The organism is Streptomyces sp. E-08, assembly GCF_049913095.1.
In the GTDB taxonomy this organism is placed as follows: domain Bacteria; phylum Actinomycetota; class Actinomycetes; order Streptomycetales; family Streptomycetaceae; genus Streptomyces.
The window spans coordinates 3,204,724-3,224,863 of the sequence record NZ_CP183971.1; the positions used below are offsets into that span (position 1 = coordinate 3,204,724).

Consider the following 20,140-nt stretch of genomic DNA (forward strand, 5'->3'; position numbering starts at 1 on the left):
GCTCTTGCGGGGCGCGGGACAATGGAAGACGGCCCGGGATTCCGGGCCGTGCCTGTGCGAGGAGGAGAAGGACGATGGCGGAACCCGCGGAGCGGAGCGCACAGCGGCGGCTTCGGCCGGCACCGCTGATCTTCGAGCCTGCCGAGGCGACCGCCGACCCGGAGCACTTCTTCGACCTGGAGTCGATGGAGGATCCCCGCGAGCTGCTGTCCCGGGCGACGGAGCTGACGCTCGCGTTCCGGGCGGCGACGGACCGGGCCACGGAGTTCCAGGCGATCGCGGCCGCGCAGCTGGCGGATCCGCGCCGGTTCGACCGGCTGACGGCGGCGGACGTCGCCGAGCGGGCGCAGTGGACCGAGGACTATGCCGTGAAGATGATCGAGTTCGGCCGGGACCTGATCCGTACGAACGGCCGTCCGGCGGAGGACTGAGCCGTACCGCCCCGACGGGGGCTTATGCCTGGCCGGTCGCACGTCCGGCCGGTCGTACGTCTGGCCGAAAAAGCCCCCCTGGCATATGCCGAGGGGGCACGATACTCCTCGCCCACCCCTCCTGTCCGGGATTCCGGGAACCCTCGGCCATCGGATCGTCACTCCCGGTACACCTGGATCCATGACGACCTGGCTGCGCGACGAGACCCCGCACGACATCTTCCGGTTCCTCCGGGAGGGCGACGAGGGACGCCACCAGACGGCCCGGGTGACCGCCGACGGGGCCGCCTGGCTCGCCTCGGCCGCCGGGGGCCGCGACGGTGCCGCGCTCACCCGCTGGGAGTCCCGGCCGGCCACTCCGGCGGCGCTGCCCTGCGGGACGGTCTTCGACGTCGTCAACGTGGACCCGGTCTTCGGGCGCCGGATGCTGGACCGGCTGTGGGATGAGGGTCCCGGTTCGGGGCCCGTGGCGATGCACCGGGGCCGGATGATGCTGTTCGCCGCGCCCGGGACGGCCCAGCGGCTGCCGGCGCTGCTGGACTGGGAGGAGTGGGGGGACTCGGTCCCCCGGCCCCTCTGTCACGGGCGCGGGGACGCGGTGACCGTGCCGCCGCTCGTGCCGTCCGGCTCCGCCGGGCCCCGCTGGCTGGTGGCCCCGGACACCCGGCACCCGTGGCTGCCCGGGCCCGAGGTCGTGCTCTGGGCCTGCGTGCGGGCCGTCCGGGCGGCCTCCGCCGCCGACGTGCGGGTATCGATTTTTCCTCCCGCCGATCCGGATGCTAATGTCTACGACGTCAGCAGGCGCCGCTAGCTCAGTTGGTTAGAGCAGCTGACTCTTAATCAGCGGGTCCGGGGTTCGAGTCCCTGGCGGCGCACAGACAGAGAAGGCCCCCTCACCTCGGTGAGGGGGCCTTCTTCGTGCCTCCGGTCACCCCCTGCCGGGCGGGGTGATCTTCACGGTCCAGACGCCCGCGGCCGTCCGGTCGGTGACCTCCACCCGTACGCCCGACCCCGGCACGGTGAGGGTCTCGCCCTCCTCGACGGGGGCGTCCGCGAGCGGCGGGTACACGGAGCGCTCCGCGCAGGCCTCGGTGTCCGGGTGCGCGTCCACGACCTCGACCGGCCCCTCCCCGGACGCCGCGCCGTTGCGGACCCGGTAGACGAGCACGCCCTCGGTGCAGGCGTCGGCGTCGTTCCCGGCGGTGCTGCGGGCCTCGATCGCGAGGACGCTGTCGGGGCCGGTGCGGACGACGGCGAGCCGGGTGCCGAGGGTGCCGCCCGCCGGGGGCGGTGCGTCCGACGGCTCCAGGCTGACGAGCCGGGGCCCGGAGCCCTGGACGCAGGTCACCTGGGCCCGGGAGAGCCAGCCGAGCTTCCACTTGTGCCAGCCGAAGAGGTCCGGGGAGAGCCCGAACTGGCTGCCCATGACGTCCCAGTCGCCCACGTGGGTGTCCCAGTCGCCCTTGCCGTCCACCGGGCGGCGGTAGAGGTCGGGCAGGTCGAAGACGTGGCCGGTCTCGTGGGCGAGGACGTTGCGGTCCGGCGGATGCCGCTCGAAGACGGTGACGACGCGCTTGATCTCGGTGCCGTCGGCCTCCAGTGGGCGTTCCAGGTTGACGACCTTCGTCGCGTCGGAGTCCACGCCGGGCGCGTCGGGGTCGGCGACCAGGTAGACGATGTCGTACCGCGAGAAGTCGACGTCCTTGTCGGCGGCGGCGATCGCGTCCCGGAGGTAGGCGGCCCGCTTCCCGGCGTCCCAGTCCCGCCGTATCCCGTACGCGCTGGAGTCGTGCGGCATCGGGGTCCAGACGGTCCTGGGGTGCGGGCGCAAGGCGAAGCGTCCGTAGGAGGCGCGGTCGAAGAACTCGCTGGTGGCGGGGAAGTGGTCGGCGGCGAGTTCGGCCGGTGTGGTGAGCGGCTCGGAGTCCGGGAAGGACAGGAAGATCATCACCGCGTCGAGGGTCTGGTTCGGGCGCGGATAGGAGCTGTTCCAGGTGTCGAGGCCGAGCGAGTGGTGCGCGGCGGTACGGGGCAGGACGCAGGGACCCGCCGAGGACGCGCCGACGGCGGGACCCGCGACGAGCCCGGTGGCGGCCAGGGCGGCGAGCGAGGTGAAGGCCGCCGCACCGGCACGCAGCCGTGGGCGTTCCACTCCCCCGGGTGGCTGCTGAGCCCTCACGTGGACCTCCGGATCGGGAATGCGGGACACCCCACCCACCTTGTGACGGTTCGCGGGGTTTCGCATGTTTCCGCTGCCCCGGTCGGGTGAGGACGCACCACGGGGTCGACGCGACACGAGCACGCTTCAGCTCACGGAAAGTCACATTCGGTCATGGCTCCGACGACCCGTGTCAGACCCGTGCAGAAACGATCGGGCGCGCCGTCCCGGCGGGCGGCCCCACAGCCCCCGGACCGCTTCCCTGCCGCCTCGGAGCTGGAACGCTCCCCCGGCTGGCTCTATGATCGGCTCACTCTTCCTTGGCCGACCGTCCCGACCACATGTGACCGGCCCGACTGCACACGGGAGCGAGCGGTGAGCGGAACCCCCGAAGGACCGGTGCACCCAGAGCCGGCGGAGACACACGCGGCCGAGCCCGCACTCACGGAGCGTCACCTCGTGCGTCGCGCGGCCGAACTCCGCGACTACCGCGCCGCCTTCCGGGTCGCCCAGCTCGCCATGGCCGTCGTCGACGAGGACGGCATCGTCGTGGTCGCCAACGACTCCCTGGGCTCCCTGCTCGGCACCGAGCCCTCGGCGCTCCGCGAGCAGGCCGCGGCCGACCTCGTCGACCTCGCCTCCGACGGGCGCACCTGGCACGCGTACCGCGAGGTGCTCGGCGGCCGCCGCTCCCGCTTCCGCTGCACCCGCCGCCTCAAGCACTCCGACGGCCGCTCCCTGTGGGCCGAGGTCACGGTCGCCCCCGTGCCCGACAGCCGGCGCGTGCTGCTCTCGATCGCGGACATCAGCGACCGGCGCGAGCTCCACGCCCGGCTGCGCCACCTCCAGATGCACGACCCGGTGACCCGGCTGCCCAACCGGGCGCTGTTCTTCGAGCGCCTCTCGGGCGCCCTGGAGGGCGCAGAGCAGGACACCGCCGCGGGCGCCGCACCGGTGGGCCCGTCACATGAATCGCACGAGTCACACGAGTCATACGAGTCGTACGGCTATGGCAGAACAGGGCGGATCGGTCTCTGCTACCTGGACCTCGACGGTTTCAAGGCGGTCAACGACACCCTCGGCCACCGGGTCGGCGACCGGCTCCTGGCCGCCGTCGCCACCCGTCTGACGGAGTGCGCGGACAGCGACGGCTACACCCGCAACGGCGGCCACCTCGTGGCGCGGCTCGGCGGCGACGAGTTCGCGATCCTCGTCGAGGACTCCACCGGCACGGAACAACTGGCCGATCTGGCCCGCTCGGTGCTCGACGCGCTCCAGCGCCCCTTCGACCTCGGCGGCCAACGGCTCTCGGTCTCCGCGTCGATCGGCGTCGTCGAGCGTGCGGGGCGCGGGACGACGGCGACCGCCCTCATGCAGGCCGCCGACACCACGCTGTACTGGGCGAAGGCGGACGGCAAGGCCCGCTGGACGCTCTTCGATCCCGAGCGCAACGCCCACCGGATGACCCGGCAGTCGCTCTCCTCCACCCTGCGGCCCGCCGTGGAGCGCGGGGAGTTCGCCCTGGAGTACCAGCCGCTCGTGGACCTGACCGACGGGGCGGTGCGCGGGGTGGAGGCGCTGGTGCGCTGGAACCACCCGCAGTTCGGCTCGCTCGCGCCGAATCGGTTCATCGGCATCGCCGAGGAGGACGGCTCCATCGTCGAGCTGGGCCGCTGGGTGCTGAACACCGCCTGCCGGCAGGCCCGGCAGTGGCAGAAGGACCATCCGCGCGAGCGCCCGATCTTCGTGAGCGTCAACGTGGCGGTCCGCCAGGTCTGGGACTCCGACCTGGTCGCCGACGTGGCGGGCATCCTCGCCGAGACCGGCCTCGCGCCGCACCTGCTCCAGCTGGAGCTGACCGAGTCCGCCGTGATGGGCTCGAACGGCCGGCCGCTCCAGGCGCTCCAGGCGCTGAGCGACATGGGGGTGCGGATCGCGATCGATGACTTCGGCACCGGCTACTCGAACCTCGCCTATCTGAGCCGGCTGCCGGTCTCCGTGCTCAAGCTGGACGGCTCCTTCGTCCGCGGCTTCCAGGACGAGGAGCACGCCAACCCGGCGGACGAGCTGATCGTCGAGGCGCTCGTGCACCTCGCGCACCGGCTCGGCCTCACCGTGACCGCCGAGTGCGTCGAGACGGCCGGGCAGGCCAGCCGGCTGCGCCGCATCGGCTGCGACACCGGGCAGGGCTGGCTGTACTCACGGGCGGTGGCCCCGGACCGCATCGCCGAACTGATCGGCACGGAGCCGCTGCCGGTGTGAGCGGCTCACCGAGCGGCTCACCGGTGTGAGCGCATGCCGGTGTGAGCGGCTCACCGGTGTGAGCGGCATGCCGGCCCGAGCGGCTCGTCCGACCGGGCCGTGCGGGGCTCCGGGCATGGAACTGCCCCCGGCCGGAGGGACATTCCGGGCGGGGGCAGTGGTCATGAGGGGTGGTGCGGGTCGGGCCGGGGGGAGGTCAGTGCCTCAGCAGGCGCCGAGGTCCTGCCAGACGCCCCACTCGCCGGTGGTGCCGGGAGCCTCGTTCTGCGTCCACCACTTGGCCTTCCACTTGTGGCCGTTGTGGGAGACCTCGTTGCCCGCGTTGTAGATCGTGCCGGCCACGTACGCCGGGACCGAGCCGCAGCCCGAGGTGGGCGGGGTGGTCGGCGGCGTGGTGGGCGGGGTGGTCGGGGGCGTCGTCGGCGGGGTGGTCGGCGGCGTCGTGGTGGGCGGGGTGGTGGTGCTGCCGAGCGCGGTGTTGATCTGCTTCAGCAGGGTGGCGTTGTCGTCCAGGCCGAGGAGCGAGTACATCATCGCGCCGGCCAGTCCGCGCTGCTTGGCGTAGTCGACGCGGGCCTGGATGGACTTCTGGTTCAGACCGGTGAAGAACTCGCCGTCCTTGTAGAAGTACGAGGACTTCGCCTGGTCGTCCCAGAAGGTGGTCGCCGGGTTGTCGACGATGCCGCCGAGCTCCTTGTAGTGCGCGATGCCGGCCTGCTGGCTCAGCGGGCGGACGTTGGAGCCGCCGGTCGCGGTCTGCGCGAGGCCGTTGGTGGTCCCGGCGGGGACGCCCTTCCAGCCGCGGTAGTAGAACTCGTAGCCCAGGGTGAGCTTGTTGGCGGGGAAGCCGCCGGTGATGCCGTAGGTGGGGTTGCCGTCGATCCATGAGTCGATGGCGGCGTCGATGCTGTACTTCTCGGTGCCCGGCGCGATGACGTCGGTCGGGTCGTTCGAGCCGGAGTACAGCGGCGACTGGTGGTACGTCGGCCCGTCGCCGTCCCAGGCGCCGTGCATGTCGTACGTCATGATGTTGGCGTAGTCGAGGTACTGACCGATCTTGTCGGTCTCGATGTACTTGATCTTGTCCTGGCCGGCCGGGAGGGCCGAGGTCAGCAGGTACTTCTTGCCGCCGTTGGCCGCGCCGTACTCGTCGAGCTGCTTGCGGAACTCGGCGAGGAGCAGCGTGAAGTTCTGCTTGTCCTCGGGGGCGTAGTGGTTGCCCAGGTGACCGCCGTTGGAGCCGGGGTACTCCCAGTCGATGTCGATGCCGTCGAAGATGCCGGCCGCCGTGCCCGCGCCGCCGTAGCCGCCCTCGACCGGCAGGTTGCCCTTGATGTACTGGTCGATGCAGGAGGAGACGAACTTCTTGCGGCTGGCGTCCGTCTTCGCCGCGTCGCTGAAGTACTTGGAGTAGGTCCAGCCGCCGAGCGAGATGTTGATCTTCAGGTGGGGGTACTTCGCCTTCAGTTCCTTGAACTGGTTGAAGACGCCCACGATCGGCTGGTCCCACTTGTCGGCGACGCCGTCGACGGAGTCGGCCGCGCTGAAGGACTTCTGGTAGTCGGCGTACGAGTCGCCCGCACCGTCACCCGCGTTGGGGTTGTTGTCGTCACCCGCGGCCTTATTGGCCTCGAAACAGGTGAGGTTGGTGGGGTGGATGTTGCCGAAAGAGTAGTTGATGACGTCCAGCTGGCCCGCGATGCCCCGGGTGTCGAGGTGCTTGGGGTAGAACGCGTTGCCGTAGACGCTCCACTGGTCGTAGTACGCGATGCGCACGTTGCCCGCAGAGGCAGTGGTCGACGTGTCGGCGGCCTGGGCGGAGCCGAGACCGACGGTCGCGGCGAGGGCGCCGGCGGCGAGGGCCGTGCTGAGAAGCGCGGCGATCAAAGGCTTACGGGGGTGCACGTGCTGCCTCCGGGAGGGGGTGGCGGTACGGAAGTTGGAGCAGTGATATCCGCCGCATGAACAGCACGTCAATGGTCTGAACCAGATTGAGGACTAGACCAATTCGACGAAGAAAGGCCTTGTCAGAGCCGTACAGCACAAAACGGAACCGCCCGCCACCATCGGTGACGAGCGGTTTAAGGTTCACTTAGGGCAGGGCGGTGGTTCGTTCTGGAGTGAACCAACCCGCCCCCGAAATCTCGCGGCTCACGCCTCCGGCAGGTGGTCCGGGAGCTCCGGAAGGTCGTACGCGTCGGCGATCAGCTCGTAGCTCCGCACCCGCTCCGCGCCGCCGTGCCCGTTGGCCGTGATCATCAGCTCGTCCGCGCCCGTCCGCTTCCGCAGGTCGTCCAGGCCGGTACGGACCTCGTCCGGCGTGCCGTACACGATGTTCGCGAGCCAGCCGTCCACGAACTCCCGCTCGGCGGGGCTGAATCCGTACGCCTCCGCCTCCTCGGGCGTGGGCACCAGACCGGGGCGTCCGGTGCGCAGCCGCAGCATCGCGAGCGCGCCGGCGAGGACCTGGCGGCGGGCCTGCGCCGCGTCCTCGGCGGCGAAGGCCGAGACGCCGATCATCGCGTACGGGGCGTCGAGGACCCCCGAGGGGCGGAAGGAGTCCCGGTAGAGGTCGAGCGCCGGGATCGTGTTCCTGGCCGAGAAGTGATGGGCGAAGGCGAAGGGCAGCCCGAGCAGCCCCGCGAGGCGGGCGCTGAAGCCGGAGGAGCCGAGCAGCCAGACCGGCGGGCGCCCCTTCGGGCCCTGCACCGGCCCCGGCACGGCGTGGATCCGGGCGTACGGGTGCCCGTCCGGGAAGTCGTCGTCCAGGAAGCGGGTCAGCTCGGCGAGCTGCTCGGGGAAGTCGTCGGCGCCCTCGTTCAGGGTGTCGCTGCGGCGCAGGGCGGCGGCCGTCGCCCCGTCGGTGCCGGGCGCGCGGCCGAGGCCGAGGTCGATCCGGCCCGGGGCGAAGGCCTCCAGGGTGCCGAACTGCTCGGCGACGACGAGCGGTGCGTGGTTGGGCAGCATGACGCCGCCCGAGCCGAGCCGGATGCGGCGGGTGTGGGCCGCGAGGTGGGCGAGGATCACGGCGGGCGAGGAGGAGGCGACCCCGGGCATGGAGTGGTGCTCGGCCACCCAGTGCCGGTGGAAGCCGCGCCGCTCGGCCAGCCGGCTCAGCTCGACGCTGGTGGCGAGCGCCTGGGTCGCGGTCCGCCCGCTGCCGACGGTCACCAGGTCCAGTACGGACAGCGGTACGGGCGCGGTGCCCCGCACCTCTCCTCGAATAGCGTCGGTCACCTTCGGGACCCTCCTCGGGCACACGTGCTGATGCATCCAGATACATCGGGACAACAACAGGAGGGTGTCTCCGCTTATTCCGCTCCGGCTCCACGGCGGAAAATTCTCCGCTTCGGCGGTGGCCGAACTCCGACGCCCGGCACCCCGGCGCACGCCCCTGACCTGAGGCTCTGCTCACCACTCATGACATGGGCATATGCCAGAGTGGCGAGCCCCAGCCCAGGGGCCCGATCCTCCGCATCATTCTCGCCAACAGCCGCCCCGTAAAGGGTCCTTGGCGGCTATCGTGGGACGAAAGCTTGCGGTCACAACCTGGTAGGGGGAAACCGTGGCCCTGAAGCCCGAGCCCACCGCGCCGTTCCACTCGGTGCAGTACGCCCTCCGCGTCCTTGAGACGGTCTCACGGCACGGCGGCGGAGTGACAGACGTCCAGATCGCGCGCGAGACCGGCCTGCCCGTCGCCCACCTGACCTCACTGCTCCTCATGCTCCGCCGCGAGGGGTACGTCGAGCAGGTCGCCGACGGCGCGTACGTGATCGGGGACTCCCTCGTCCTCCTCGGCTCCGGCCTGACCCGCCGCGAAGCCCTGGAGGCCAAGCTCCAGGAGACCCTGACCGAGCTCCGCGACTCCGTCGGCGCGGCGGTCTACATCAGCCGGTACATCGACGGCGAGGTGAAGATCACCCAGTTCGCCGACAGCCCGCGCACGCCCGCGGTCAACGAGTGGGTCGACTTCCGCTCGGCGGCGCACGCCAGCGCGGTCGGCAAGTGCCTGCTCACCCAGCTCGACCAGAACGGCCGCCGGGACCACCTCTCGCGGCACAAGATCGCCCGGCTGACCTCCCGGACGATCACCAGCGAGCAGATCCTCTTCTCCAAGCTCGACAGCCAGCCGGCGACCGTCCCCGTGCTCGACCTCCAGGAGTACGCGGTGGGCACGGTCTGCGCGGCCGTCCCGCTCACGGCGGGCTCGGCCGTCGGCTGCCTCGCGCTCTCCCTCCCGATCGAGCACGCCCACCGGCTGCGCGCGGCGGCCGACACGCTCAACCGCAGGGCCGCCCCGGTGGTGCTCTCCCTGGCGATCTGAGGACGCGGACGGACCTGGTCCCGCGGGGTGGTCGGAAGCACCCCCCGGGACCAGGTAGTATTTTCTCTGTCAGCAGGCGCCGCTAGCTCAGTTGGTTAGAGCAGCTGACTCTTAATCAGCGGGTCCGGGGTTCGAGTCCCTGGCGGCGCACAGACAGAGAAGGCCCCCTCACTCCGGTGAGGGGGCCTTCTTGTCATGCCCGGAGGTACGTGAGGACCGCCAGGACCCGGCGGTGGGTGTCCTCGGCCGGAGGCAGGTCCAGCTTCGCCAGGATGTTGCCGATGTGCTTGCCGACGGCGGCCTCGGTCACGACGAGCCGGCGGGCGATCGCCCCGTTCGAATGGCCCTCCGCGACCAGGCCCAGGACCTCGCGCTCGCGCGGAGTCAGCGCCCCCAGGGGGTCCCGGTGCCGGCGCAGCAGCTGCCGTACCACCTCCGGATCGACGACCGTGCCGCCGTCCGCGACCCGGGCCAGGGCGTCCGCGAACTCCTCCACCTGCCCGACCCGGTCCTTCAGGAGATAGCCGACGCCCGTGCCGTCCCCCGCGTCGAGGAGGTCGGCGGCGTAGCTGCGCTGCACGTACTGGCTGAGGACCAGGACCGGCAGGGCGGGCCGCTCGGCGCGCAGCGCGACCGCCGCCCGCAGGCCCTCGTCCTGGAAACCCGGTGGCATCCGGACGTCGGTCACCACGATGTCCGGCTCGTGGGCGGCGACCGCCTCGCACAGTGCCTCGGCGTCACCGACCGCGGCGACGACCTCATGGCCGAAACGCGCCAGGAGCCCGATCAGTCCCTCCCGGAGGAGGACGCTGTCCTCGGCGAGGACGACGCGGAGCTTGTCGACAGTGCGGGACACGGGATCTCCACTCGCAGGAGGGTCGGCCCGCCCGGCGGGCTCATGATCGTCAGTGTGCCATCGAGGACGGCGATCCGGTCGGCGAGTCCGGTGAGTCCGGAGCCCCGGGACGGGTCGGCGCCGCCGCGCCCGTCGTCCTCCACGTCCAGCCGGAGGACGCCGTCCGCGTGCCGGGCGGTGATCCGCGCCCGGCGCGCGCCGCTGTGCTTGCCGATGTTGGCGAGGGCCTCGCAGCCGGCGAAGTACGCGGCGCTCTCGACGGCGGGGGGCAGGCGGGGCAGCGAGGTGTCGTGCGAGTCACTGTCCACATCCACGTCCACGGGGACGGCGGAACGGTCGGCGGCGTCGGCGAGCGCCGGGCCCAGACCGTAGTCGGCGAGGACCTGCGGATGGATGCCGTGGATCAGCTCCCGCAGCTCCGTCAGGACCTGCCCGGCCTCCGTGTGGGCCTTCGCCAGCTGCTCGGCGAGCGGGCCGCCCGGCGGGGCGTCGAGCCGGGCCAGGCCCAGGGTCATGGTGAGGGCCACCAGCCGCTGCTGGGCCCCGTCGTGGAGATCGCGCTCGATACGGCGCCGCTCGGCCTCGAAGGCGTCGACGAGCCGGGCACGCGAGGCGATGACCTCGCCGATGCCGCCCTGCCGCTCGCTCTCCCGGGGGGTGAGCAGGGCCCGCGCGAGAGCGGCGCGGGCGCCGGCGACGGCGGCCAGGGGGTAGGCGAGGGCCACGAGCAGGACGGCGCCCAGGAGGGCGGCGGCGAAGGCCTCCGGGTAGGAGGTGACCAGGTACGCCTTGACGACCTTGGTCTCGTATCCGTCCGCCGCCAGCCGGAACGGGGCACTGAGGAGCGCGGCGGGCAGGCCGATGCCGACGGCGAGCGCGAGGAGGTCCAGCGGCCACAGGACGGTGGCGAGCAGCAGGGCGTACGCGAGCTCCCGCCAGGTCGCCTGCTCCCGGGTCCGGGTCCGGAGCCAGGCGGCCAGGCCGGGCGCGGCGGGGACGCGGTGCGGGTCGGGGACGGGGTCGAGGTCGGCGATCCTCAGCCGGAGCCGCTCGACCCGCCCGAGGGCGACACCGGAGAGCAGGAGCAGCGGCAGCCCGACGAGGAACAGCGAGAACACCCCCAGCACCACGAACACGGCCCCGGCGGCGGCCCCGACGAGCGCTCCGGACGCGAGATAGCCCACGGCCCGCCAGGGCCAGGGCCCCAACGGAAACCGGGATCGGGTGAGGGCCTGCCAGGGGGTACGGGGGTCCATGGGGGGCAACGGTAGGCGGGGCGGGCGGGGGTGACCATGGCCCTACCGGGCGTCGCCCGGGTATGCCTGTCCCTACCCCCCCGCCCCGTTGCGGGCGCGCGGGGCGGAGGCCGCGGACGTGGCGCGCCGGCCGCGCGGTTACGGATGCGGCCGCGCGGTTACGGATGGGCGCGGCCGTGGGCGTCGTACTCCGCCAGGAGGCTCCTCGTCGCGTCCGGGGTCAGGCGCTCGTACGGGCCCGCCGCCGTCGCCCGCCACCACACCGGGTCCCCGCACCGGAAGCCCGCCCGCCGCAGCGAGACCCGGTGGATCTTGTTCGTGGCCGTGAGGGGCAGTTCCCCCATCACCCGCACGAAGCGCGGCGGCATCTTCGTCCCCAGGTCCTCCTGCGCCGCCAGGAACGCCGCGAAGGCCGCCGGGTCGAACGTCTCCCCCTCCCGCAGGGCCAGCGCCGCCATCACCTGGTCCCCCGCCGCCGGGTCGGGTATCGCGTAGACCGCGACCCCCGCCACCCGGTCCCAGCGCGCCAGGATGTTCTCGATCATCGCCGCGGCCAGGTTCTCGCTGTCGACCCGCAGCCGGTCGTCCGTACGGCCCGCGAAGTAGAGGAAGCCGTCCGCGTCCCGGTAGAAGAGGTCGCCCGTCCAGTACCAGCCGCCGCGCAGCCGTGTGGCCTCCGCCTCCGGGTTGCGCCAGTAGCCCTCGAAGGGCGAGCGGCCCCGGTTGACGAGCTCGCCGACCGCCTCGTCGGCGTTGAGGAGCCGGCCGGTGGCCGAGAAGCGGGCCGGGGGGCATTCGCCGCCCGTTTCGGAGGAGACGACCGCCAGGTCGTCGCCCGGCGCCGCCCTCCCGATCGCGCCCGTCGGCGTGTCCGGCGTCCGCTGGATCGCCGCGCCGCCCTCGGAGGAGCCGTACCCCTCCACGAGCGGGACGCCGAAGCGTTCCCGGAAGCGGGCCGCGTCCACCGCCCCCGCCTCCGTCCCGAACCCGAGCCGCAGCGGGTGCGCGCGGTCGTCGGGGCCGGGCGGGGTCGCCAGGAGGTACTGCACGGCCCTGCCCACGTAGGTGAAGTACGTGGCGCCGAAGCGGCGGACGTCCGGCAGGAAGCGAGAGGCCGAGAAGCGGGCCCGCAGCGCCACACCGGCCCCGGCGGAGAGCGCGGGCGCCCAGTCGGCGATCACGGCGTTGCCGTGGAACATCGGCATGCAGATGTAGTGGACGTCGTCCGGGCCGACGGAGAAGTGGGAGACGAGCGAGGCGCCGGCGGCCGCGAGCCGCCCCTGGCTGCACAGCGCCGCCTTCGGCGCGCCGGTGGAGCCGGAGGTGAAGGAGAGCAGGAAGCGGGTGCCGGGGCCTACGGGCCCGAGCCGTGCGTCGCCGGGTCGGGCGTCCGCGTACGGGACGAGGAGCTCCCGGTACGCCTCGGTGTCGGTGACCAGGATCCGCAGGCCCGGCAGGTCGAGCCCGTCGAGGAGCGGCAGGTGGGCGCGCTGGGTGACGAGGACCCGGCAGGCGGTGTGCCGGATGTCCCGGGCGAGTTCGGCGCCGCGCCGGGTGGGGTTGATCCCGGCGACGGCGGCCCCCGCGAGGGCCGCCGCGCTGAGCCAGAGCGGGTACTCCGGCGTGTTGTCGAGCAGGATGCCGAGGTGCGGCTCGCCCCCCGGCACGGGTGGCATCAGGTCCACGAGCAGCGCGGCCCGCGCGGCGGCGCCCGCGGCGACCTGGTGGTGGGTGAGGGTGTGGTGCTCGTCCCTCAGGCCGGTCCGGTGGTCGCCCCATCGGCGCCGTACGAGCTCCGCGACGGTGTCCGCGCTCCTCATGGGCCGGACTCTAACTGACGGTCAGTCAGAAATGAACCGTCAGAACGTGACGTCCGAGCAGGCGTAGAAGGCGTTCGCGGTGTCCGCGATCGTCCACACCGCCAGGATCACGTGCCGGCCCGTCTTGCCCGCCGGGATCGTCCCGGAGTGCGAGAGCGTCGCCGGCGGCTGCTGGTTGTTGTAGGGGACGGTGAGGAACGGCTGGGGGTCGAGCGCGGCCCGGGTCAGCTTCTGACCCGGGTTCCAGCCGTTCTTGGTGATGTAGTACTTGAAGTCGGTGGTGCGGTGCCGGGCCGTGAACTGCCAGCGGAAGCTGTAGCTCTGCCCCGCGGTGAGCTGCGTCGCCGGCCAGGCGCCGCCCCGGGGGTCGTCGAGCTCCGCGAACTGCGAGAGCCCGGCCGAGCAGATCTTCCCGTCGGCGGGACCGGCGGCGGGGAAGCCCTTCGGGCCCTCGACCGACTGCGGCTCCCACTGTATGGAGCCGCAGTTGGTCACGGTGCCGTTGGCGCAGAGCTTCTGACGGCTGATCGGCGAATCGGTGTAGCCGTGGCTGCCGGCGGTGCCGGCGCCCAGGAAGGTGACGCCGGCGACGCCGAGCGCCACCACCGCCGACCCGACTGACTTTTTGCGCATGCTGTCGCTCCAGGAGAACGTGGGGGAGTTCCGTTGGGCCGTGCGCGCGCGTACGGTACTGCTTCACTTGCACTTTGGTCTGGACCAAGTACCAAGGTATGGACGGAAGTTGAACATGTCCATCCCCGTCACGCACCCTCCACGGGACCCGTCCTGCCCGTGTAGAACGCCACCGTCAGGTCCTTGACCAGCGCCTTGCGCTCGTAGTCGTCCAGCTCCACCAGACCACGACTGGTCAGCCGGTGGACCACGTCGTCCACCGCGTCCACCACCGAGGTCAGCACGCTGTCCCGGTGCTTCGCGTCGATCGCCGCGATCCGGCGCCGGCGCATCGCCGCCGCCACCTCCGGCGCGTACTCGATGCGCGTCGGCTGCGCCGAGAACACGTCCACGCCGACCGGGGCGCACTCCGCCGACAGCATCCGCGTCAGGGCCTCGCCGACCGCCTCCGCGTCCCTCAGCGTCGGGGCGTCCTCGTGGAACGCGTCCGCCGGAAGCTGCGAGAGCACCCGCGCCATCGCCGCCTCCACCTGCTCCCGCAGGTACTCCTCGTGCCCGTCGACCCCGAGCGCGGCCCGGACCGTGTCCCGCACCCGCCACACCACCAGGACGGTCACGTCGAGCGCGGTGCCCTTCGCGTCCACCGCCGACAGCGGCTCGCTGCGCCAGTGCCGCAGCCGGACGTCCACCCGGCGGCGGAGCAGCAGCGGGCTGACCCACAGCAGGCCCGTACGGCGGACCGTGCCCCGGTAGTCGCCGTACAGCGTCAGCACCCAGGCGTAGCCGACCCGGCCGCGGCCGAGACCGCCCAGCGAGAAGAGGGCGAGCACCACACCCAGGGCCAGGAGGGCCCACTGTCCGAGATGGATGCCGTGGTACGGACGCGTCGGCAGCCGCAGCATCCGCGCCGCCTCGGCGGGCACCGCCCCGGCCCACCACACGACCGCCGCGCACCCGGCGACCGCCAGCGCCCCGGCGACCACGCCCACCCACCCGGGCAGCACCGGCCCGGGCCGCTCGACGAGAGCGGGATCGGCGGTGGGCGCGGGGCGGGACACGGACCGGGTCCCGGCCGAGGTCCCGGACTGGGCGTTCGACCGCGGGTCGGACGGAGACACGGGCCGCACCGTGGACTTCGGTGCGGTCCGCGGCTCGGGGTCGGGCCTGGCCGGGGCCTGGACCTTCGACGGGGCCGGGATGGCGGGCTTGCGGCCCGTCGCCGGCGGGGTGGGCGCGTCCATGGAGATGGTGTCGGGCCCCCCGTCGTCGCCCTTGGCGACGGGTACGGGGGCCTCCGGCTCGTCACGGAAGAGGAGGTGCACCGGGATGGAACCGGTGGTCTCGGTCCCGATCACGTTCTTCCGCCGCGCGACCCGCACCACGGCGGCCACGGGAAGGGCGACGGTCCCGACCCCCGCGCCCTTGATCCGCCCGAAGTCGAGGGCGTGGGGGGTGGGGGTGGGGGTGGCGGTCTCGTCGGGAGGGGTCTTGTCGGCAAGGGTCTTGTCGGCGCCCTCGTCGCCCTTCTTGCCGGCGGTCTCGCCGGAGGTCACGCCGGAGGTCACGTCGGCCGTCTCGCCGACGGTCACGTCGGCCGTCATGTCGGCGGCCTTTCCTGCGGGGCCGTCACCGTCCGGGGCCGGAGCGGGCTCCGGCACCGCGGCCGCGGCTCGCACCGGGGGCGCCTCCGGCACCCCCGCCTCCGTCCCACCGCCCGCCAGCCCGGCCGGGCTCACGGGCCCCGCCGGGCTCACCGGCGCCGCAGCGCACACGGAACCCGCCGCCACGAGCCCCGGCCCGCCGGACACCGGCGCCGTCCGCACCGCGCCCGCCCCGATCCCCGCCGGGCGCGCCGGTGCCGCCTGGGCCGCCCCCGGCGCGCCCGGCACCGACCCCGACCCCGGCCCCTCGGGCGCGTCCGGCGCGTCCGGCGCCGTAGGCGTGGGCGTGGGTGTCGGCGGGCCCGGGTCCGGTGCCGGGGCCGGTGTCCGCTCACGGAGCTGGTCCGGGTCCGGTGGGGACGTGCGCGGGAGGGTGCCGTCCGTCAGACGTCTGGCCGTGCGGGCCGCGTCACGCGAAGCCGCCGCGCCGGAGTCCGCGGGGTTCGGGGTCGATGCCGTCATTCGGGTCCACCTCATGCTCTCGGGGTCATCGGAACAAACGCCGCCAGGTCTCCGGGCCCGGGTAGCCGTCGGCCGCTGCGCCGCGCCAGCCCTGTGCCCGCTGGAACGCCTCGACGTTGCGGCGGTCCGCCTCCGTCCAGCGCGGACCGGGTCCCGACAGGTAGTGCTTGCCGAAGCCCCGCTTCACCAGTTGTTTGCCCAGCTTCTCCACATATGCGTTGGATTGGCCCGGACGGAAGGAGCCACGCCCGGGAAACCCCGTCGCATTCGTGCTCGGACCGCCGGAACCACTCGAACCGCCGATGTCCTTGCCCCCGCCGGTCACGAGGAGCTTCCACGTCTGCGGTCCGGGCAGGCCGTCCGCCTCCTTGCCCTTCCAGCCCTGCGCGAGCTGGAACGCCTGGGTCGCCCTGCGGTCCGCCTCGCCCCACCTCGGGCCGGGGCCCTTGCTGTAGAACTTCTTGCCGCCGCGCTCGACGAGGAGCTGCCCGAGCCGGGTGACGTCCGCGTTGTTCGCCCCCGGGCCGAACTTCCCCGCCCCGGGGTACGGCGCCGTCTCCGTGGGCTGCGCCCCGCCGCCGGTGCCGCCGCTCACCACGCCCTTGTAGCGGTAGGCCACGTACCGGTCGGAGTTCTCCCAGTACGCCATGGGCGTCGCCTGCTTCCGCGTGCGCGGCTTCGTCTGCTCGTAGGCGGTGTAGGAGGTGTGCGTGTAGTCGGTCCAGCCGCCGAAGATCGTGACGTGCGAGCCGCGGGTCGGGTTGGCCGGGTTGTGGAAGAGCAGGATGTCGCCGGGCTGGAGCTCGGTGCGGTCGATCCGTTCGGCGAAGCGGTCGAGGCTGCCGGTCCACTCGTTGCTGCGCAGGTTCCAGGCCATGGAGATGTAGCCGGAGCAGTCCTGGCGGTAGCCGTCCGACCAGTACTTCTCCATCGAGTACGGGACCTGGGCGGAGACCCACTGCTTGGCCCGGTTGATGATCTCCGCGCGGGTGGTCTCCCGCAGCGTCCCGGTCGCGATCTGACTGGTCGTCGGGACGGTGTCCGGGGCCGGGTCCGCGCCGGGGCCCGGGGCGCCGTGCAGCGGCCCCCGTCCGCCCTGCGGGGTCTCGGGCCCGGGCCAGGGGGTGTCCACCGGGCCGGCCGAGCCCGCGGAATCCGTGAAGTCCGCCGTGTCCACCGACGCCGCCACTCCGGTCCCGCCCCCACCGAGGACCACGCCCGCCGCCGTCACCAGGACCAGCGCGCGGCGGGCTCCGTGCGCCGCCGGGTGGCCGCCCGCCCGGACGGGCAGACCCAGGGCGAGGTCGCGCCGCTGCCGGGCGCACCCCGGGCAGCCGCAGTCGGCCGCGGGTTCGAACTCCTCGAAGACCGGCACGCTCATGCGATTCCCCTCCACACTCGTCAAGATCTTTTGGACCCTTGTTTCGGGCGTCAGTGTCTCAACTGTCTGGACAAATCGCATTTTGACGGATCGAAGGCCTGATACGACCATCCGACAGGCCGGAGGGGACCGGTATTGGTCAGGAGCACGCCTTCCGGTCAGGTAGAGTTCTCTCTGTCAGCAGGCGCCGCTAGCTCAGTTGGTTAGAGCAGCTGACTCTTAATCAGCGGGTCCGGGGTTCGAGTCCCTGGCGGCGCACGCAGAGTCAAGACCCCCTCACCGATGGTGAGGGGGTCTTGGTCTTTCTCCGGGCTTTCCGCGCCAACCACCGTGTGTCGCGGGCCGGTTACGGTCCACCCCCTGGGCCCGGCGGGGGCCGGGCCCCTACAGTGTGCGGAACCCCGACCTCCCGCGGCGGCACCGGGCTCCTCCCGCGGCCCGTGAGCCCCGCGGTCGAGGACCGGCCCGGCCGGCGGCGGCCGGGACGCGCCCCGCCGGCCGGGGCCCGGTCCGCGCCCGACCCCCCCGGTCCGCGCCCGACCCCCCGGTCCGGGCCCCTCCCCCACGTGCCTCAGGCGCCCGTCCCCGTCAGGTACGCCGAGACCACCACGTTCGCCGTGTACGTCCCCGCCGCCCGGTCGAACGTGCCACCGCAGGTGATCAGGCGCAGCTCGGCGCGGTGGGGGTCGCGGGCCCCGTAGACCTTGGCGGCGTCGAAGCCGTCGCGCGGGAAGACCTGGACGTCGTCGACGGTGAACTCGGCGACCGATCCGTCCGTCCGGGTGACGCGGACCTTCGCCCCGGGGCGGGCCGCGCTCAGGCCGTAGAAGACGGCGGGGCGGGTCTCGGTGTCGACGTGGCCGACGAGGAGGGCCGCGCCGGCCGCGCCCGGCCGGACACCGGAACCGAACCAGCCCACCGTGTGCGGCATCGCGTAGGGCGGCGGGTCGACGGCGCCCGTGTCGTCCAGGCCGCGCGCCACGACGGGCGCGCTGATGCCGAGGGAGGGGATGTCGACCCGCCGGGGTTCGAGGGACGGCAGGGGGGCGCGGGCCGGGGGCAGCTCGACGCCGGGCGGGCGGCCGACCGCGGCGATGTCGCCGGTGGTCGGCGCGGAGCTGCCGCCGGGCCCGTCGGTGGCCTCGCGGCCCCAGAGCCAGAGCCCGGAGAGCAGGAGCGCCCAGGTCACGCCGGTGACGAGCCGCCCGGTGCCCGCCGGGCGGGTGCCGGACGCCACGGTCACTCCTCGCCGGTACCGGTACCGGGCTCGGCGGTGCGGCGGCGGGAGCTGCGGAAGGCGACCGCGACGGCGGCGACGGCGGCCATGCCGAGCCCGAGCAGGGTGTACGGGGTGCCGAGGCCGCTCTCGGAGGTGGTCTGGGCGACGCCGGGGGCGGCGGGCGCGGCGAAGGCGGCGGTGCCGCCGCCGCCTGCGCGGACCGGGGCGATCGGGGTCGGCGGGTGCGTCGGCCGGTGGGTGGGCTCCTGGCGGTGCCGGACCTGCACGGTGCCGACGTCGCGGTGGTCGTGGCCGTCGCAGACCACGCTGACCCGGTAGGTCCCCTCTTCGAGGCCGGACCGGATCATGGTGTCGCCGAACAGCGGGCCGCCCCCGCCGTCCCGGCCGGTCAGCTCCGCGTCGGCGACGAAGGCCTTGGACGTGGCGGCGCCGGTCGTGCCCTTGCAGCCCTGGACGCGGACGTCGATGTCGGCGCCCGGCGAGGCGGTGGACGGGGTGACGGTGGCCTTCACCCCGTCGTGGGCGTACGCGCCGCCGGCCGCCGGTGCCAGTACGAGCACCAGGGCCGCCCCTGCGGCACGGAGAGCAATGAGACCTGAACGCATCGTGACCTCCTGATACTGGCAGGGTCACCCGGATCCGCGTTTCCCGCATCCGCAGGGGACGGCGCGCGGGTCCGTCAGACGCGGTCGACGATGTCCGCGATCGACGGGACGATCTTCGACGGGCGGAACGGGAAGCGGTCGATCTCCGCCTGCGTGGTCAGCCCGGTCAGGACCAGGAAGGTCTGCATGCCCGCCTCCAGGCCGGCCAGGATGTCGGTGTCCATCCGGTCGCCGATCATCGCGCTGGACTCGGAGTGGGCCCCGATCGCGTTGAGGCCGGTGCGCATCATGAGCGGGTTCGGCTTGCCCGCGAAGTACGGCTCCTTGCCGGTGGCCTTCGTGATGAGGGCGGCGACGGAGCCGGTGGCCGGGAGCGGGCCCTCCAGGGAGGGGCCGGTCTCGTCGGGGTTGGTGCAGATGAAGCGGGCGCCGGCGTTGATGAGGCGGACGGCCTTGGTCATCGCCTCGAAGGAGTACGTACGGGTCTCGCCGAGCACCACGTAGTCCGGGTCGTGGTCGGTGAGGACGTAGCCGATGTCGTGGAGGGCGGTGGTGAGGCCTGCCTCGCCGATGACGTACGCGGTGCCGCCCGGGCGCTGGTCGTCGAGGAACTTGGCGGTGGCGAGGGCCGAGGTCCAGATGTTCTCGACGGGGACCTGCAGGCCCATGCGGGCGAGGCGGGCGTGCAGGTCGCGGGCCGTGTAGATCGAGTTGTTGGTGAGGACCAGGAACGGCTTCCCGGTCTCCCGCAGCTTCTTGATGAACGCGTCGGCGCCGGGGATCGGCACGCCCTCGTGGATGAGGACGCCGTCCATGTCGGTCAGCCAGGATTCGATCGGCTTGCGCTCTGCCATGGGTGCGGGACTCCTGCCGTACATAACATGCGGTGTGCTGGGGGGCGCCGCGACAGCGCTGTGGCGACGCCCCCAGCGTAGTCAGGATGTGGTGATCCTGACCCCGTCGATCGTCCAGTACCAGTTGTGCACGGTGCGGCGTGAGATGCCGTGGAGCGGCATGTCGGAGTCCTCCGTGGGGCCCGTGGAAGGTGACG

At 73.0% G+C, this 20,140-nt stretch carries 16 protein-coding genes and 3 tRNA genes; 7 read left to right on the forward strand and 12 right to left on the reverse strand.

All coding sequences use genetic code 11. The features are described from left to right. Positions 1-74: 74 nt before the first annotated feature. The 3 genes from ACN9MM_RS14570 to ACN9MM_RS14580 all read left to right on the forward strand — a co-directional run bounded on the left by ACN9MM_RS14570 (position 75) and on the right by ACN9MM_RS14580 (position 1,306). A complete protein-coding gene (locus ACN9MM_RS14570; RefSeq protein WP_382855500.1) occupies positions 75-431 on the forward strand; it encodes a hypothetical protein in 357 nt (118 codons plus the stop codon). Positions 432-612: 181 nt separating this feature from the next. Beyond that, on the forward strand, positions 613-1,242 hold the full coding sequence (locus tag ACN9MM_RS14575; protein WP_426364020.1) for a hypothetical protein: 630 nt from the start codon (positions 613-615) through the stop codon (positions 1,240-1,242). Next, positions 1,233-1,306 (forward strand) — tRNA-Lys (locus tag ACN9MM_RS14580). Before ACN9MM_RS14575 ends, ACN9MM_RS14580 begins: the two co-directional genes overlap by 10 nt. Before the next feature lie 53 nt (positions 1,307-1,359). Here the strand turns inward: ACN9MM_RS14580 and ACN9MM_RS14585 are convergent. After that, positions 1,360-2,676 carry a M6 family metalloprotease domain-containing protein gene (locus ACN9MM_RS14585; RefSeq protein ID WP_426364021.1) on the reverse strand — a complete coding sequence of 439 codons (1,317 nt, stop codon included), beginning with the start codon at positions 2,674-2,676 and terminating at the stop codon, positions 1,360-1,362. 288 nt (positions 2,677-2,964) lie between these two features. Here ACN9MM_RS14585 and ACN9MM_RS14590 point away from each other — a divergent pair, with 288 nt between their 5' ends. Beyond that, positions 2,965-4,851 (forward strand): putative bifunctional diguanylate cyclase/phosphodiesterase, encoded by a 1,887-nt coding sequence (locus tag ACN9MM_RS14590; protein ID WP_426364022.1) that lies wholly within the window; start codon positions 2,965-2,967, stop codon positions 4,849-4,851. Positions 4,852-5,055: 204 nt separating this feature from the next. Here ACN9MM_RS14590 and ACN9MM_RS14595 read toward each other — a convergent pair whose 3' ends face one another. Further along, the gene (locus ACN9MM_RS14595) at positions 5,056-6,756 is read right to left on the reverse strand and encodes a glycosyl hydrolase family 18 protein (protein WP_426364023.1); all 1,701 of its coding nucleotides are present in this window, start codon (positions 6,754-6,756) and stop codon (positions 5,056-5,058) included. Between the two features lie 246 nt (positions 6,757-7,002). Beyond that, the gene (locus tag ACN9MM_RS14600) at positions 7,003-8,088 is read right to left on the reverse strand and encodes an LLM class flavin-dependent oxidoreductase (protein ID WP_426364024.1); all 1,086 of its coding nucleotides are present in this window, start codon (positions 8,086-8,088) and stop codon (positions 7,003-7,005) included. A 328-nt stretch (positions 8,089-8,416) separates the two neighbouring features. Between ACN9MM_RS14600 and ACN9MM_RS14605 the strand changes: the two genes are divergently transcribed. Together ACN9MM_RS14605 and ACN9MM_RS14610 are read left to right on the forward strand one after the other, a co-directional pair. Further along, positions 8,417-9,175 (forward strand): IclR family transcriptional regulator, encoded by a 759-nt coding sequence (locus ACN9MM_RS14605; protein WP_426364025.1) that lies wholly within the window; start codon positions 8,417-8,419, stop codon positions 9,173-9,175. Positions 9,176-9,251: 76 nt separating this feature from the next. Next, positions 9,252-9,325: transfer RNA gene (locus ACN9MM_RS14610), tRNA-Lys, on the forward strand. Between the two features lie 43 nt (positions 9,326-9,368). Here ACN9MM_RS14610 and ACN9MM_RS14615 read toward each other — a convergent pair. From ACN9MM_RS14615 to ACN9MM_RS14640, 6 genes are all read right to left on the reverse strand, one after another. Then, positions 9,369-10,031: a response regulator gene (locus ACN9MM_RS14615; protein ID WP_426364026.1), complete on the reverse strand. Its 663-nt coding sequence runs from the start codon at positions 10,029-10,031 to the stop codon at positions 9,369-9,371. Continuing rightward, a complete protein-coding gene (locus ACN9MM_RS14620) occupies positions 9,962-11,287 on the reverse strand; it encodes a sensor domain-containing protein (RefSeq protein WP_426364027.1) in 1,326 nt (441 codons plus the stop codon). Before ACN9MM_RS14620 ends, ACN9MM_RS14615 begins: the two co-directional genes overlap by 70 nt. Positions 11,288-11,445: 158 nt before the next feature. Beyond that, positions 11,446-13,107: an AMP-binding protein gene (locus ACN9MM_RS14625; RefSeq protein ID WP_426364028.1), complete on the reverse strand. Its 1,662-nt coding sequence runs from the start codon at positions 13,105-13,107 to the stop codon at positions 11,446-11,448. 39 nt (positions 13,108-13,146) lie between these two features. Further along, positions 13,147-13,740, reverse strand: a complete 594-nt coding sequence (locus ACN9MM_RS14630; RefSeq protein WP_426364029.1) for a lytic polysaccharide monooxygenase auxiliary activity family 9 protein — start codon at positions 13,738-13,740, stop codon at positions 13,147-13,149. Positions 13,741-13,868: 128 nt separating this feature from the next. After that, positions 13,869-15,434, reverse strand: coding sequence for an SPFH domain-containing protein (locus tag ACN9MM_RS14635; protein WP_426364030.1), 1,566 nt, complete (start codon positions 15,432-15,434; stop codon positions 13,869-13,871). Positions 15,435-15,888: 454 nt separating this feature from the next. Further along, complete coding sequence (locus ACN9MM_RS14640; protein ID WP_426364031.1) at positions 15,889-17,244, reverse strand: peptidoglycan-binding protein; 1,356 nt, start codon at positions 17,242-17,244, stop codon at positions 15,889-15,891. Between the two features lie 184 nt (positions 17,245-17,428). Here ACN9MM_RS14640 and ACN9MM_RS14645 point away from each other — a divergent pair. Then, positions 17,429-17,502 (forward strand) — tRNA-Lys (locus ACN9MM_RS14645). A gap of 313 nt (positions 17,503-17,815) precedes the next feature. On the opposite strand, the gene ACN9MM_RS14650 is transcribed toward ACN9MM_RS14645, so the two are convergent. The 3 genes from ACN9MM_RS14650 to ACN9MM_RS14660 form a co-directional block, all read right to left on the reverse strand. Then, a complete protein-coding gene (locus tag ACN9MM_RS14650) occupies positions 17,816-18,487 on the reverse strand; it encodes a class F sortase (RefSeq protein ID WP_426364032.1) in 672 nt (223 codons plus the stop codon). Next, a complete protein-coding gene (locus ACN9MM_RS14655; RefSeq protein WP_426364033.1) occupies positions 18,484-19,089 on the reverse strand; it encodes a hypothetical protein in 606 nt (201 codons plus the stop codon). Before ACN9MM_RS14655 ends, ACN9MM_RS14650 begins: the two co-directional genes overlap by 4 nt. 74 nt (positions 19,090-19,163) lie before the next feature. Beyond that, positions 19,164-19,943 (reverse strand): HAD-IIA family hydrolase, encoded by a 780-nt coding sequence (locus ACN9MM_RS14660; protein ID WP_426364034.1) that lies wholly within the window; start codon positions 19,941-19,943, stop codon positions 19,164-19,166. Positions 19,944-20,140 lie beyond the last annotated feature (197 nt).